14 protein-coding genes are annotated in these 14,191 nt (G+C 47.3%); 11 read left to right on the plus strand and 3 right to left on the minus strand.

Going from position 1 to position 14,191, the window contains the following annotated elements:
- The first annotated feature begins 208 nt into the window (after positions 1 to 208).
- The 10 genes from DC345_RS17055 (at position 209) to DC345_RS17100 (ending at position 11,526) form a co-directional block, all read left to right on the plus strand.
- Positions 209 to 2,164 (plus strand): CotH kinase family protein, encoded by a 1,956-nt coding sequence (locus DC345_RS17055; RefSeq protein WP_113054076.1) that lies wholly within the window; start codon positions 209 to 211, stop codon positions 2,162 to 2,164.
- Positions 2,165 to 2,271: 107 nt separating this feature from the next.
- On the plus strand, positions 2,272 to 2,916 hold the full coding sequence (locus DC345_RS17060) for a Vat family streptogramin A O-acetyltransferase (RefSeq protein ID WP_113054077.1): 645 nt from the start codon (positions 2,272 to 2,274) through the stop codon (positions 2,914 to 2,916).
- 251 nt (positions 2,917 to 3,167) lie between these two features.
- A complete protein-coding gene (locus tag DC345_RS17065) occupies positions 3,168 to 3,611 on the plus strand; it encodes a DUF1453 family protein (protein ID WP_181586622.1) in 444 nt (147 codons plus the stop codon).
- A gap of 33 nt (positions 3,612 to 3,644) precedes the next feature.
- A complete protein-coding gene (locus tag DC345_RS17070) occupies positions 3,645 to 4,883 on the plus strand; it encodes a sensor histidine kinase (RefSeq protein ID WP_113054079.1) in 1,239 nt (412 codons plus the stop codon).
- Complete coding sequence (locus DC345_RS17075) at positions 4,883 to 5,569, plus strand: response regulator transcription factor (RefSeq protein ID WP_113054080.1); 687 nt, start codon at positions 4,883 to 4,885, stop codon at positions 5,567 to 5,569. The genes DC345_RS17070 and DC345_RS17075 overlap by 1 nt, the downstream gene beginning before the upstream one ends.
- 205 nt (positions 5,570 to 5,774) lie before the next feature.
- Positions 5,775 to 7,586: an ABC transporter substrate-binding protein gene (locus tag DC345_RS17080; protein WP_113054081.1), complete on the plus strand. Its 1,812-nt coding sequence runs from the start codon at positions 5,775 to 5,777 to the stop codon at positions 7,584 to 7,586.
- A gap of 89 nt (positions 7,587 to 7,675) precedes the next feature.
- Positions 7,676 to 8,686, plus strand: coding sequence for an ABC transporter permease (locus tag DC345_RS17085; protein WP_063567843.1), 1,011 nt, complete (start codon positions 7,676 to 7,678; stop codon positions 8,684 to 8,686).
- Position 8,687: 1 nt separating this feature from the next.
- Entirely contained in the window at positions 8,688 to 9,524 is an 837-nt protein-coding gene (locus DC345_RS17090; RefSeq protein ID WP_090893845.1) for an ABC transporter permease, read from the plus strand.
- A 4-nt stretch (positions 9,525 to 9,528) separates the two neighbouring features.
- Positions 9,529 to 10,662, plus strand: a complete 1,134-nt coding sequence (locus DC345_RS17095; RefSeq protein WP_113054082.1) for an ABC transporter ATP-binding protein — start codon at positions 9,529 to 9,531, stop codon at positions 10,660 to 10,662.
- 63 nt (positions 10,663 to 10,725) lie between these two features.
- Positions 10,726 to 11,526: an ABC transporter ATP-binding protein gene (locus DC345_RS17100; RefSeq protein WP_113054083.1), complete on the plus strand. Its 801-nt coding sequence runs from the start codon at positions 10,726 to 10,728 to the stop codon at positions 11,524 to 11,526.
- 280 nt (positions 11,527 to 11,806) lie between these two features.
- Here the strand turns inward: DC345_RS17100 and DC345_RS17105 are convergent, their stop codons facing one another.
- Together DC345_RS17105 and DC345_RS17110 are read right to left on the minus strand one after the other, a co-directional pair.
- Complete coding sequence (locus tag DC345_RS17105; protein WP_053783990.1) at positions 11,807 to 12,079, minus strand: HU family DNA-binding protein; 273 nt, start codon at positions 12,077 to 12,079, stop codon at positions 11,807 to 11,809.
- Positions 12,080 to 12,153: 74 nt separating this feature from the next.
- Positions 12,154 to 12,354 (minus strand): cold-shock protein, encoded by a 201-nt coding sequence (locus DC345_RS17110; protein ID WP_062320808.1) that lies wholly within the window; start codon positions 12,352 to 12,354, stop codon positions 12,154 to 12,156.
- Between the two features lie 170 nt (positions 12,355 to 12,524).
- On the opposite strand from DC345_RS17110, the gene DC345_RS17115 reads away from it, so the two are divergent.
- Positions 12,525 to 13,451: a tyrosine-type recombinase/integrase gene (locus DC345_RS17115; RefSeq protein ID WP_113054084.1), complete on the plus strand. Its 927-nt coding sequence runs from the start codon at positions 12,525 to 12,527 to the stop codon at positions 13,449 to 13,451.
- A gap of 80 nt (positions 13,452 to 13,531) precedes the next feature.
- Here DC345_RS17115 and DC345_RS17120 read toward each other — a convergent pair whose 3' ends face one another.
- A complete protein-coding gene (locus DC345_RS17120) occupies positions 13,532 to 14,044 on the minus strand; it encodes a hypothetical protein (RefSeq protein WP_113054085.1) in 513 nt (170 codons plus the stop codon).
- Positions 14,045 to 14,191 lie beyond the last annotated feature (147 nt).

The raw sequence follows: 14,191 nt of genomic DNA on the forward strand, positions 1-14,191 counted from the left end.
TGGCAGGCGTCTATATAAGTTGAGGCTCAATTGTACACCATACTGCAATCGGAGTGATAAGGTGTAACATTTATAGTTTAACTTATGTAGCCTGATGGGCTACTTTTTGTTGTGAATCATTGATTTAAGATTCATTAAAGGTTTGTCCTCTACCATGGTTTCATAAGCCTAAGTTGCTTAACAGAAACCAAGAAGGAGGATTCATCATTTGAATAGTTTACTACGTAAAGTTGCAGTAACGGCCTTGTCCGTGACGATGGTATCATCATCTTCTTTTGCCCTGATAGGAAGTCCAAACGCTGCGTTTGCCGCAGAGGATACAAGCACCAGCACAGGCGTCACGCAAGCCTATGAATCGTTGTTCCAAACGGACAACGTCATTGATGTGAATGTTACGATTGATGATGCAGACTGGAAGAGCATGCTCGAAAGCCCGCTGGATAAGGATTATAAGAAGGTAAGTGTGGAAGTGGACGGCAACAAGCTGGATAACGTTGGTTTCTCCACCAAGGGTAATCTGACTTTGAAAGCCGTAGCCTCGATGCAAGATTCGGACCGTTACAGCTTCAGACTGAAGTTTGATAAATACGACAAAACACAAACCCTGCTCGGTTTGGATAAAATGGTCCTGAACAACAACTATGCCGATCCGTCGTATATGCGTGAAGTTCTTCATTATGAAGCGCTGCGCAGCATTGGCATGGATGTACCGATGACAAACTACGTTAATCTGTATGTAAACGGCGAACTGGTTGGTTTCTATACCGGGGTCGAAGCAGTTGATGACAGCTACCTGGAACGCAATTACGGTGAAGATTATGAGGACGGTGTCCTCTACGATACGGATGAGAAGAGTTACCTGCAATATTCAGAAGGCAGTGACTACAGCACGATCACAGAAGATTTGGGTACGGACGAGAACAAAACCAAACTCAAAAATTTTATCAAAACGCTGAACGACATGCCTGAAGGTGAAAAAGGCGATATCGAGAGTGTGCTGGATGTGGATTCGGCACTGCAATATATCGCGGGCAACATGGTCTTTGGCAACTATGACAGCTATAACGGCGACAAAGGGCATAACTACATGCTTTACAGCGACGCGGATGGCAAATTCACAGTAGTACCTTGGGACTTTAACATGTCCTTCAATGGATACTCGGGTGGTGGCGGACGTGGAACAACGACAACCGGATCAACCAACACCAACGCGACAAACGTATCCGTGGACGAGCCAGTACTGGGCATTAGCATGGACAATGTACCGATGATCAACAACCTGCTGGCCGTGCCTGAGTATAAAGAAAAATACTTGAGCTACGTCAATGAGTTGACGGATTATCTGGAAGGCATTCAGGACCGCATCACAGGTCTGGCTGATATCATTCGTCCATATGTAGAAGCCGATCCAACGAAGTTCTACACAACCGAGCAGTTTGAATCCAACATTGCATACTCTGCCAACGCTGATGCAACAGGCGGTATGGGTGGCATGGGTGGTACACCACCAGAAGGATTCGAAGGCATGACACCGCCAGAAGGTTTTGAAGGTATGACACCTCCCGATGGTATGACACCACCGGATGGCACAACGGGAACAGGAACAACAGACAGCACAGGCAATACTCAGACACGTCCTGGCGGTAACTTTGGCGGAGGCGGAGGTATGGGCTCGATGGCAGCGGGATCGCTGACAACGTTTGCCCTGAACCGACTTGCCAATCTGCAAGAGCAGCTTGGACGTGAAGTAACACCTCTGCCGGAGACTTCAGAAGATACAGGCGCGGATAACGGAACAGGAACAACAGACAAAGCAATTACTGTATCCCTTGATGGAAAAGCGATTACGTTCCCGGATCAGGACCCGCTAGAGCAAAGTGGCCGGGTTATGGTACCCGTGAATGCTATCCTTGAAGCTTTGGGTGCAGAAGTGACGTGGGACAAAGCAGCGAAAACCGTAACAGCCGTTCTGAATGACCAGACGCTCGTACTCCAGATCGGAAGCAGCACGGCAACGGTGAATGGTGAAACGCTCGAAATTGATGCACCAGCCATTATCAAAAACAGTCGCACACTTGTGCCGGTACGCTTCATCTCTGAAGGACTGGGACTGACCGTGGATTGGGATCAAACGGCTGCACAAGTAACACTTACATCCAAATAAAAAAATTCTCCGGTAGAGTAGCGTTGTTCTATGGAGAACGAGAAAAGGGATTCGATGATCAGATCGAATCCCTTTTTGGTACAATGAGGGAAAAGGAGGGAACGTCTATGGCTCCCGATAAAACAAAGCTTTTCCCTAATGATCATATTCGTACCGTTTGTTACATTCAAAATTTGCCGCCGCGCTCCAATGTGCTGATTGGTGATTATACGTATTATAGTGACAACAGTCGTCCACCCGAGCAATTTTATGACCGCATTCAGCATCATTATGATTTCCTGGGTGATCGTCTGGTGATCGGCAAGTTTTGTGCAATTGCCGAAGGGGTGACATTCATTATGAATGGTGCCAATCATCGGATGGAGGGCATGACAACCTATCCCTTCAATATTTTTGGTGGTGGTTGGGAGAGAGTAACGCCTACGCTGGATCAACTGCCTTTTAAGGGAGACACCGTATTGGGGAACGACGTCTGGATCGGGCAAAATGTAACCATCATGCCGGGTGTCACGATTGGAGACGGTGCCATCGTCGCTTCCAATGCGACAGTCACCAGGGACATCGAGCCTTACACCATTGTGGGTGGCAACCCGGCCAAACCAATCAAAAAGCGCTTCGACGACGAGATCATTGCTTTATTGCTGGAACTGAAATGGTGGGATCAGGATGAGGTGTGGTTGGACACACATTTGGAACGACTCGTCTCTTCATACGATCCGCAGGCATTGCGTGAGCTATTGAAGAGCAAATAGTTGGTTTACTTGGATTTATTTGCGAAAAAAACGAGACTATCGCTGGTTCCTTACGGAGCCGGCTTTTTCATTTTGGACTACAAATGCTCATCTACATCACAATTCATTGAACCTTGCATATCCGCATTAATCCCCTGGGTGGAATAAATTAAGAGAGCCAATCCATCTGTAGGTGGACTTAACTCGCGCTGAATTCGGCTACACTGAATGTAGATCAGAGAACATGTGGAGAAGGTGAGGAAAAAAACATGATGAATATTGTGATTGTAGCGGTCATTGTTCTATTGTTATCTCTAAGGGAGAAGGAAGTGAAGACATCCCGCTTATGGATATTGCCAGCGATCCTTGCGTATTGGGTGCTTTCGAGTGTAGTAAATACACCATTAACGGTGGGCAACATCCTGTTATATATTGTTTTTCTCATTATAGGTTGCGGGATTGGAGCGTGGCGTGTACATCTGGAACAGCTTCGAATCCATCCAACGACAGGCAAAATGATGTCCAAGGGATCGCTGGCCAGCAGCTTGCTTCTGATCGCGGTTATGGTGTTAAGACAGCTCGCCAGCCAATGGGATGTGCATCATGCGGTGGTTTCACTGAGTAGTGCTCTGTTGTTTCTGCCTCTGGGAAGCATCGCTGCCCGGCGTTATTTTCTGTATGCCAAAGTCCAGCGCTTTCAAGGCAGAGGTGTATAATCGTTTCAAACTTTAGAATTGGAAAGGATAGCTATGCAGAACGATTCGAAATGGATGCAGATTCAGAAAGTGGTACTTGATCATACAGCAGATATTATTCTAACGTTGCTGCTGCTTTACAGTCTGATCGAGCCCTTCAAAGAAATGGCATGGGTCGAGTTGGGCGCAGGACTCATCGTTAGGCTGCCGTACCTGATGTTGGTTTGGGTTCCACAGTCACTTCGAAATGAGCGGATGCGGACGTTAGGGATATTGGTGATTTGGATCGTGACACTGCTCTATGCCCAGTTCTTCCAGGCCGAGGATCGTATATTTGAATTAAGCTTTTATCTCATCGGATATACTGCATTGAAGCTGCCCGTCCATCGTTCTTCGTTGCTCGGCATCATTATTCTCATCGGCAATGCGGCGCTGCTCTATATGGATGAATACGAACCCAATCAGATTCTGGTGTATTCAATGGCTCACGCTGTAACCTATATTCTATGCTGGGCTGCGAGAATCAGGCGGGAAAGCAGACAGGACAGCAAACGGCATTATGAGGAATTGCAGAAAGTGCACGCTGAACTGACACAGGCCCACGAGGAGCTTCAGGATACACATCAGGAGTTGGAGCAGGCTACCGTGCGACTGATGCAGTACGCCGTACTTGAAGAGCGAAGCCGAATTTCGATGGACTTGCATGACAGTGTTGGCAATCGATTGACCTCCATTATTGTTCAGCTCCAGGCATTGCCGTATATGATGAAGATGGACACAGCGGAAGCGGACAAAGCAATGGGTACGGTGCTTGAAGTAGTCCGACAATGTCTCCAGGAGGTTCGGACCGTTGCTCATCAGATGGGCAGCAATGAAGCAGGTCTCGGGTTGGTTGCATTGACGAGTCTGGTGAATGAGATACGGGAGATGGCGGGCTTCACAATCAAACTCACTCCCCAGGAGCAGACGAGTCATTGGTCGCCAGAAACATCCGAATTATTGTACCGTGTACTTCAGGAAGCGTTAACGAATATCATTCGTCATGCCCAGGCTTCGCAAGTGAAGGTGGACATCTTGGAGAAAGAGCACCAGTTACATATGATCGTGGAAGATAACGGAATATATCGAAATGAAAATCCGTTCTCTCCCGGTTTCGGGCTGTCGAGTATGAGAGCAAGATGCGAGAGAGCAGGCGGTTCCTTATCCATAGATGCAGTCGATCCACATGGAATGAGGTTAACCCTTACCATTCCTCAAGATGTGAAGGAGATTATGGAAGGTGATGAACAGTAATGGAACAGGACGTACAGGAAATACGTGTACTTCTCGTGGATGACCAGCATCTGGTCCGGCATGGATTACGTTTTATTATTAATGCACAGCAGGATATGGAAGTGGTAGGCGAAGCGGGCGGGGGACATGAAGCAGTCCATCTTGCAGCCGAGGTTCGTCCACATGTTGTATTGATGGATGTACAGATGGAAGCAGGAGACGGACTGGAAGCGACAGCGGAGTTAATGAAGATGCTGCCTGAATGCAAAGTGGTCATCCTGACCACATTCGATCATGAGGACTATGTGTACAAAGGAATACGTGCCGGAGCAGTCGGTTATCTGCTCAAGGATGCGGCGCCGGACGAACTGGTTGATGCGGTTCGTGCTGCATACCGGGGGGAGGCGATTTACCGCACGGCGGTGGCAGCCAAGGTGATCAGTCTTGCGATTCGTTCAACCCCTGGTCATTCGGATTCGGTGAAGGAGACAGTAGCACACGAACCCTTGCCGGAACCGTTTACCGGGCGGGAATTGGAGGTTTTGCAACAGATGGCATATGGGTTAAGGAATGAGGAGATTGCTCGCAAGCTTTTTATCGGAGAGAGCACGGTCAAGACTCATGTACATCGCATTTTGCAAAAGATTCAGGTGGAAGACCGCACTCAGGCGGTCGTCTTTGCCATTCGTAATGGATTCGTCAAGTAAACCGTTCTTGATCTTCTGTATAGTAATAATCATAATTCGGCAAATAACCAGCTTTCCCATGCGGTGCTGGTTATTTCGTGTGTCCGCATAAACAATGTCTCAAAATTGAGAAAAGAGATGGAATGTTTGGTGTGAGATAAGTCATAGAATAACTTTAAGTAAGCGCTTCCAATAACATCAATATGAATTCACGGAGGGGTTCAGAATGCGATTTAAAAGAGCTGCCACACCGCTCGTCGCTCTGTTCATGTCGGTCACATTGTTTGCCGGATGCCAAAGTGTTCAGCCACCATCAGTAAGTGAACCACAAGGGCCGGTGGATACACCGACCACGACAACCCAGAACGAACCTGCACCACAGACCAACAAGGAGACACCACGGAATGAGACCTTGTATATCAATGGGCTGCAATGGGGGCCACCAACCAATTTCAATCTGTTGAGCGGAAACCCCGCATTTCCAGTGAATTACGGCAACTCTAGGGAACTGGTGTACGAAACACTGTTTATGGTAAACCAGCTGGATGGTGGTCTTGAACCGCTCTTGGGCAATTCGTATGAATGGACGGATGAAACCACGCTCCGCATTGAGTTGAATGCGGATGCGAAGTGGAGCGACGGAACGGCTTTTACAGCAGATGATGTTGTGTACACCTATGAACTGGGCAAAAAATACGATATCAACTGGAGCAGCTTCTGGACCTACATCAGTGAAGTAAAAGCGGATGGAGCGCAGGCTGTGGAAATTAAGCTGAACCCTGCTAACCCCAACAAGCTGACTGTACTGGACAGCATCGAACTGATTCCAATGCTGCCGAAGCATATCTGGGAAGAGATCGAGAAGAAAAACAACAATGATCTGACCGCAATCCGCAAAGAGGTTAATGATAATCCGGTGGGCACCGGAGCATATAAGCTTCACTTCTACAACGATCAGAAAATTACGATTGTCCGTGATGACAACTACTGGGGTCAGAAATTGTTCGGCAAATTGCCCGCACCGAAGTACATCACCCACGTGATCTACAAGGATAATGCCGCAGGTGATCTGGCGTTCAAGAGTGGGCAAGTGGACGTCTCCCAGCAGTTTATCCCTCAAGTGTGGAAGATGTGGGAAGGCGGGGCTGCTGTCAAAACGTATCTGAAAGATGCGCCGTATTATCTGCCCGGTTCCATGCCAAGCATTTTCTTCAATCTGTCCAAAGCCGGACTCGATAATGCTGACGTTCGCCGTGCAATAGCCATGAGCATCAACTATGAAAAAATTTCGGAGCTGGCCATGAGCGGATACTCCGCACCAATGCAGCCTTCCCTGACCTTGAACTCGGACGCCGAGTCCAAATATATTGACCAGGATGCCATCAAGTCGTTGCAATGGACGATGGATATTGAAGGAGCCAACGCCCTGCTCGACAAGATTGGAGCGAAGAAAGGAAAAGATGGCATCCGTGTCCTTAACGGCACACGCCTTGGACCTTTCGAGGTTGAATGTCCTTACGGCTGGTCTGACTGGAACGCTGCCCTGGAGATCGTAGCGCAGAGCGCCAAAGCCATAGGGATTGAGATTCGCACCAAATTCCCGGAATCTCCGGTATGGACCAATGATCTGCAAACCGGCAAATTCGATATCATCATGAATACACCTGCAGGCGGGGTCAGCCCAAGCCAGCCATGGAACCGTGCGATGACGATCATGTACTCCAAAGGGGTTGCCCCAATGGGTGAGATGGCATTCTGGAACTGGGGACGTTACCAGAATGACCGCGCAGACGCCATTATTGAAGAGATTCCATCTGTGTCTGACGAGGCGAAGCTGAAATCACTGTATACCGAACTGAATACCATCTGGCTGAAAGATATCCCTTCCATTCCGCTGATGTACAGACCATGGGTGTTTGACACCGTGAATGAATCAGTCTGGAAAGGCTTCCCGACCGAAGGAGATGGCACCAACATTCCGCCGCAAATCTCGATGGACGGCGCAGGTATTAAGGCATTGTATCAGATCCACAATTAAGGAACTCATATTGAATCAGGACATGATGAAGTGACACGCCACTTCAGACATAAGGCCCTTATCCGCTAAACTCGGGGGTGCTAAATCCTATGAATGCCTATTCCAGATATGTCGCCAAAAAAGTATTCTGGTACGGCCTGACCCTGGTCATCGCCATCGGACTGAATTTTATTTTGCCAAGACTGATTGAAGGTAACCCGGTGAGCATGATCGCTTCCAAAATGACGTCAGGGATGACCGACTCGGATTCCATCAAGCGGGTGTATGAGACGTTTACGGTTGAATTCGGCATTGATCAGCCGCTATGGACCCAATTCGGCATCTATTTAAAAAATCTGTTCACAGGCAATTTGGGCACGTCCTTTGGACTGTATCCGAAGCCTGTAACGGACATTCTGGCCTCCGCCGTCCCTTGGACGGTGGGGCTTCAACTTCCGGCCATCCTGGTCGGCTGGATCATTGGCAATTTGCTCGGTGCGATTGCAGCGTACCGGAAGGGTGTTTTTGATAAAGTGCTGTTTCCGGTAGCATTGTTTATCAATTCCATTCCTTTTTTTACTCTGGCTATTATTATGCTGTATGTCTTTGCGTTATCACTGAAATGGTTCCCTTTATCAGGGGGATATGACTTCCAGATGGTGCCGCAGCTGAGCTTCGACTTCATCATGTCGGTGGTTCGCCACCATACTTTGCCGTTCCTCTCCATTGTGCTTGTGACCATTGGTGGTCAGGCCATTGGTATGCGGGAGATGTCCATCTATGAGCTCAATTCAGACTATGTGTTATACAGCAAACTGCTGGGTATTCGCGACGGTCGAATTGCACGTTATGTGTTCCGTAACGCCATGCTGCCGCAAATTACGGGACTTGCGCTCTCCATTGGTACGATGGTCGGCGGATCACTCATCTGTGAGATTGTCTTCAGTTATCCGGGTATCGGCACATGGCTGTTCACGGCTATACGGCAGCTGGATTACCCACTAATCTCGGGATGTACGCTGCTGATTGCCATTGCTGTATTGCTTGCGAATTTCACCATTGATGTCATCTACGGCTTCATTGACCCGCGCATCAAGGCCGCTCAAATGGAGGAACAGTGATATGAAGCATTCGATCTCTATTTTGCTGAAGTCACCCAAATTCATGATCGGTGCGGTGACTTTTGTCGGCATGCTGCTCTTGGTAACGATCTATCCGCTCATTAATCGCAGTGATCCCCTTGAGATGATTGCGATGGCGTTCCAGCCACCTGGCGATGGCCTGCTATTAGGATCGGACAATTTTGGACGGGACATTTTTCTTGAATTAATGTATGGCATCCAGACATCCATACGTGTAGGGCTGATTGCAGGTGTGTTTGCGACCGTTATCGGTCTGGTTATGGGGCTGGTGTCGGGATATATAGGGGGAATGCTGGATAACTTTCTGACGGCAATTACCAACATATTCATCGTCATTCCTTCGTTTATTATTCTGATCTTGATCTCCGTCAGCATTGATTCACGCAGTTCCCTGGTGACGGCGATCATTATCGGTATAACCAGCTGGCCTTGGACGGCCCGGGCTGTGCGAGCTCAGACGACATCTCTACGCAGCCGGGATCATGTGCATATTGCGAAAATTTCGGGACACAGTACGCCGCGTATCATTATCCATGAGATTTTGCCGTATATCGCGTCTTATGTGGTGATGGCTTTTGTGCTCCAGACGGCATCGGGCATTCTGTCCGAAGCTTCCATCTCCATGCTGGGACTGGGGCCGTATAATACGATCTCGCTTGGCATTCTGATGAACTGGGCACTTGTGTTTGAAGCGCCAGTAGCAGGGGCGTGGTGGGCTTTCATTCCTGCAGCGCTGGCGATTGCCGTCATTACCTTTTCGCTTTATCTGATGAATACGGGCATGGACGAAATTTTCAATCCGAAAATAAGGAGCTAAGACCATGAACCAACCTATACTTCAGGTCAGCGGTCTGAAAACCTATTACCGTACCCGGCTCAAGGAGAACGTCTTTGCCGTCGATGGGGTGGAGTTCGGGCTGAAAGAGGGGCAGACGCTGGGCATTGCAGGTGAATCGGGCTGTGGCAAATCGACGCTGGCGCTCAGCCTGATGGGCTTTTATTTCCCGCCGCTTCATTATGGCAGTGGTTCGATCCGCATTAATGGTACCGATATTATGCAGCTGAACAAAGAGCAGCTTCGTTCCCGCATTCTGGGCAAGGAAATTGCTTATATTCCGCAGGCTGCCATGAATGCACTAAACCCAACGCTGCGGATTATCAGGTTTATTGAAGATATCATGAAGGAGCATCGTCCGGAGATGAAACGGTCGGATGTACGGAAGATGGCTACGGAGCGCTTTCAATCACTGAATCTGTCGCCGGATGTGCTGGATATGTATCCAAATGAATTATCCGGCGGCATGAAGCAGCGAACCGTTATCGCCATCTCAACGATTCTGAATCCCAACGTGCTTATTGCGGATGAACCTACTTCCGCACTGGATGTGACTTCCCAGAAGGCAGTCATTCGTCTGTTGAAGGATTTGTTGAAGCGTAAAGTCATCAAATCACTGGTGTTCATTACGCATGAACTGCCGCTGTTGTACCATGTGACGGATGAAATTATGGTGATGTATGCCGGGGAGATTGTGGAACGAGGTACGGCAGAGCAGATGATTTTTAATCCGCTGCATCCGTACACCCGCAAGCTGATGGGTTCCATCATTGTGCCCGAAGAGGGCATGAAGGAGCATAAACTGGCTGCCATTCCTGGTGCACCACCAAATCTGAAGAATGTGCCGGAAGGCTGCCGTTTCGCAGAGCGCTGTACACTGGTGACCGACGAGTGCCGCCAGGGCAAAATCGAGAACATTCATGTCGATGGACGCATATATCGCTGTCTCCTGACACCAGAGATTTTGGAGCAGATCAGGGAGCAGGAGCAGGACGGTCATTTAGAGCAGAAGAGCATAAACGAACAGCCCCAGGTGATGGAACAAAATCAGGAGGAAAAGGGCTTAAATAAAATTGAAATCGAGGATATTGGAACTGACACAGACGATATAGCAGACTAATGAAATGATTCTTTCTGGGCGTAATGAGCTCGGATCAAGGCTCCCCGAAAGGAGTGAGGTAGTATGGCGATAGGCAAGGTGCTGATCAGCGGCCGCCATCTGACCAAGGTGTACGGTACAGGCAATCGTAAAAAGGCAGCCGTGGACGATGTGAGCTTTGATTTTCATGAAGGGGAGATTATATCCATTGTCGGAGAGAGCGGCAGTGGCAAAACCACGCTTGCAAAAATGATCATGGGCCTGCTCAAGGAAACGGATGGAGCGATTGAATACGATGGCAAGCCCAGACAATTGAAACGGTACCGTGAGCGCAAAGCTTATTGGAAGGATATCCAGGCCATTTTCCAGGATCCGTTTTCTTCGTTCAACGTATTTCACCGGGTGGAAAAGCTGCTGGTGGACTGTATCAAACTTCAGGGGCTGAAGCTGAACAAGGACGAAGAATATGCCAAAATGAAGGAGGCCTGTTCCTTCGTCAACCTGAAGTTCGAAGAGTTATACAACAAATATCCGTTTGAACTGTCCGGTGGACAGATGCAACGGCTTATGATTGCCCGCATTTTCATGCTGCATCCTAAGGTATTGATTGCCGATGAACCAACGTCCATGGTGGACGCATGCTCGCGTTCAACGATTCTGGATATGCTGCTCAAGCTGCGCGACGAGAACCGCATGACCATTGTATTTATTACGCACGATGTGGGTCTGGCTTATTATGTGAGCGACACGATCTGTATTATGGAGCATGGACGAATGGTGGAGGCAGGGAGAGCGGAGGAGGTCATTCATCATGCGGAGCATCCTTATACCAAACAATTAATCAATGACGTACCCAAAATTCATTCTCCCTGGGTGCTCGAGTGACACAAGTGACACAAATCAAGCCCTGGACCGTTTTGAGCGGAACAGGGCTTCTTATTGTCCAAGATGAAAGGTTCGTTTTAGCGAGTGGGTGGTTGTGGCGTCTGTGCAGACTCTGTTGATGGGGGTGTTGAATGGGTGTGATCTTCCGCGTTATTCTGGTTTGTCTGCTTGCCGGAATAAAAGTTAATGATATCATCAACCGTAGAAAACACGACATTTACATCAAAATGTTCGTTGTGTGTTTGAATAAAAACCTCTTTTCCAATCCTGTTGTTGCTGTTTAGTTCAAAGCTTCTTTCATGGTTAATCCTGCTGTGAATACGGGAACTTTACCTGCTGGAAGCTGAATTTCCTTACCGGTTCGACGGCTTTTACCCATACGTGCTTCACGATTACGCACTTCGAATTTGCCGAATCCAACCAGTTGAACCTCTTTGCCTTCTTTTAATGCTTCCAAAATCGAATCCAGTACAACCGTTACGGCCTTTTCAGCGTTCTTTTTGGAGAATCCGCCGTTTTTGGCTACTTCTGTGATCAATTGTTCTTTATCCATTTGTCATACCTCGCTTTTCGTTTTTGGATGAAATAAAACAAAAAGCTGCCTTGTACAAGGCAGCTTTAATATAATTAAACTTTAGTAACGTTCTCAGCCTGTGGACCACGGTTACCTTGAGTTACTTCGAATTGGACGCGTTGTCCTTCATCCAATGTTTTGAAGCCGTCGCCTTGAATTGCACTGAAATGAACGAATACGTCTGTTCCTTCTTCAGTTTCGATAAAGCCAAATCCTTTGTCCGCGTTAAACCATTTCACTGTACCTGTTTGCATGTAGTTCCTCCAAAAAATAAGTTTTTAAACGACCATTTTGAAAAGGCTAATTTAACAATCAACGCTAATCAGGTATATTCAAACCCACAGACTTGATGTCCGCTAATGTATCGATTAATATGATAATACCATGTCCGCTAATATAAGTCAAGATTTGGAGGTTTTTTCTAATGGATAAGATATCTGGTACTTCGATACAAGGGGAAATGGTTGTTCAGGAATTCATACATATGCTTACAATCCAGGGAGAATTGACTCCCAAAACCTTGAAGGAATATGCGAGTGATTTGAAGCATTTTACTGAATGGTATAAAGAGAATGATTCTCGGAGTGAAGAGATTTCATTTCATATTGAAGATGTGCATACATCGACTTTGGTCCGTTACCGGGAGGATTCACAAAAGGTGATGCAATTGAAGCCATCTACCATTAATCGCAGACTGATTACATTGAAGCGTTTTTTCAAGTGGGCCGTATCGGAATCCAGGATCAACAGTGATCCTTCCAAACCTTTGAAATTCATTCCGGAAGACAAGGTTAGCCCACGCCGAATGACCACCGAGGAAGAACAATCATTCATATCTGCGGTCGAGAACGGCAACTCGCTTCGGGATCAGACCATCCTTACGCTCATGTTTCATACCGGTATGCGAACGATGGAGATATGCAATCTCGCTCCCGGTGATATTGAATTGGGCAAACGAAGCGGGCAGCTCACCGTGCGTGCCGATAAACGAAACGGTCAACGGAAAATTCCACTGAACATGACATGTATTGCTTTGTTGAAGATGTACATGGCTGGCCTCGCGCCGGATAGTCCTTACCTGTTTCCTTCCGAGAAAACCAGTGATCGCTTAACGGAGAGGGCGCTGCGCCATTTGATCAAAAAGGTGATGACTACAGCCGGTCTGGAGGGGCTAAGTTCCCATGATCTGCGTCATCGGTTCGGATACGCTATGGCCGAGCATACACCACTACATCGCTTGGCAGAAATGATGGGACATATCAATCCGGATACGACTATGATTTATGTTAAGGGGTTAAATGCCAATCTATCTTCATCAGCAGAAGAGAATGGAGAAACGGAACCGCATTAAAGTATGTGAAGAACTCTTTATGAGGAATTAAGAATGGATATAGGAATATAGGATCAATGCCCTAACCCACTTCAAGTGGATCAGGGCTGTTTGGTTATCCAAGAATGACTGACATCCCATTCGGGTTTGTTGTTTGCATTGATTTGCGATTCTAATGTAATAATGGCATAGGTTCCATCATGCTTTTCCCAATAAAGTATTGCCTTTGTATGATCGGGATGTAAAAGCAAGGCAGGCATGATATCCCCGTTTTCCAGCATGGTTCTTCGTTCATTACTATAATAGGCAGTGATGAAGGAAGATTGCTCTTGATGGGGAAGGGTGTTTAATGAATCCTCCAAGCTGTAAAACAGTTTCCATTCAGTTATATTTTCCTCCTCACGGTTCTCATTCAGCGTGCTACGTATCGCCTCCATTCCTCTGCTCCATGATTTTGTTAATTTCTCCTGAAGTTCTCGAGGTTGGTTCTCCCAGCGTGAAGACTCTGTGGATGCTTCTAACCGATCAGTTCGAATCGTCTCCGTGATTGCACCGCTGCTAATTAATATTGCGGCAATACCGGTCGTTATCATTCCGGATTTCAAATAATTCATCAGTTAATAGACTCCTATCCTTTTTCATAATCAACTACTTCCTATATTTTACCATATATTTGTGTATGAGCACTTATTAGATCAATCTTATCACCATAAAAGTAAGCGGTTACACAATTAAATTTATATTGTATATTATGATGGCAA

It is taken from the genome of Paenibacillus taichungensis (assembly GCF_003287275.1).
Lineage (GTDB): Bacteria > Bacillota > Bacilli > Paenibacillales > Paenibacillaceae > Paenibacillus > Paenibacillus taichungensis_A.

What these genes read in the sequence shown, in the direction of transcription:
- DC345_RS17100 (WP_113054083.1), top strand. Translation starts at nt 10,726, where the DNA reads ATGGCGATAGGCAAGGTGCTGATCAGCGGCCGCCATCTGACCAAGGTG.
- DC345_RS17090 (WP_090893845.1), top strand. Translation starts at nt 8,688, where the DNA reads ATGAAGCATTCGATCTCTATTTTGCTGAAGTCACCCAAATTCATGATC.
- DC345_RS17070 (WP_113054079.1), top strand. Translation starts at nt 3,645, where the DNA reads ATGCAGAACGATTCGAAATGGATGCAGATTCAGAAAGTGGTACTTGAT.
- DC345_RS17105 (WP_053783990.1), bottom strand. Translation starts at nt 12,079, where the DNA reads ATGGATAAAGAACAATTGATCACAGAAGTAGCCAAAAACGGCGGATTC.
- DC345_RS17060 (WP_113054077.1), top strand. Translation starts at nt 2,272, where the DNA reads ATGGCTCCCGATAAAACAAAGCTTTTCCCTAATGATCATATTCGTACC.
- DC345_RS17080 (WP_113054081.1), top strand. Translation starts at nt 5,775, where the DNA reads ATGCGATTTAAAAGAGCTGCCACACCGCTCGTCGCTCTGTTCATGTCG.
- DC345_RS17095 (WP_113054082.1), top strand. Translation starts at nt 9,529, where the DNA reads ATGAACCAACCTATACTTCAGGTCAGCGGTCTGAAAACCTATTACCGT.
- DC345_RS17120 (WP_113054085.1), bottom strand. Translation starts at nt 14,044, where the DNA reads ATGAATTATTTGAAATCCGGAATGATAACGACCGGTATTGCCGCAATA.
- DC345_RS17115 (WP_113054084.1), top strand. Translation starts at nt 12,525, where the DNA reads ATGGATAAGATATCTGGTACTTCGATACAAGGGGAAATGGTTGTTCAG.
- DC345_RS17075 (WP_113054080.1), top strand. Translation starts at nt 4,883, where the DNA reads ATGGAACAGGACGTACAGGAAATACGTGTACTTCTCGTGGATGACCAG.
- DC345_RS17110 (WP_062320808.1), bottom strand. Translation starts at nt 12,354, where the DNA reads ATGCAAACAGGTACAGTGAAATGGTTTAACGCGGACAAAGGATTTGGC.
- DC345_RS17065 (WP_181586622.1), top strand. Translation starts at nt 3,168, where the DNA reads ATGAATATTGTGATTGTAGCGGTCATTGTTCTATTGTTATCTCTAAGG.
- DC345_RS17085 (WP_063567843.1), top strand. Translation starts at nt 7,676, where the DNA reads ATGAATGCCTATTCCAGATATGTCGCCAAAAAAGTATTCTGGTACGGC.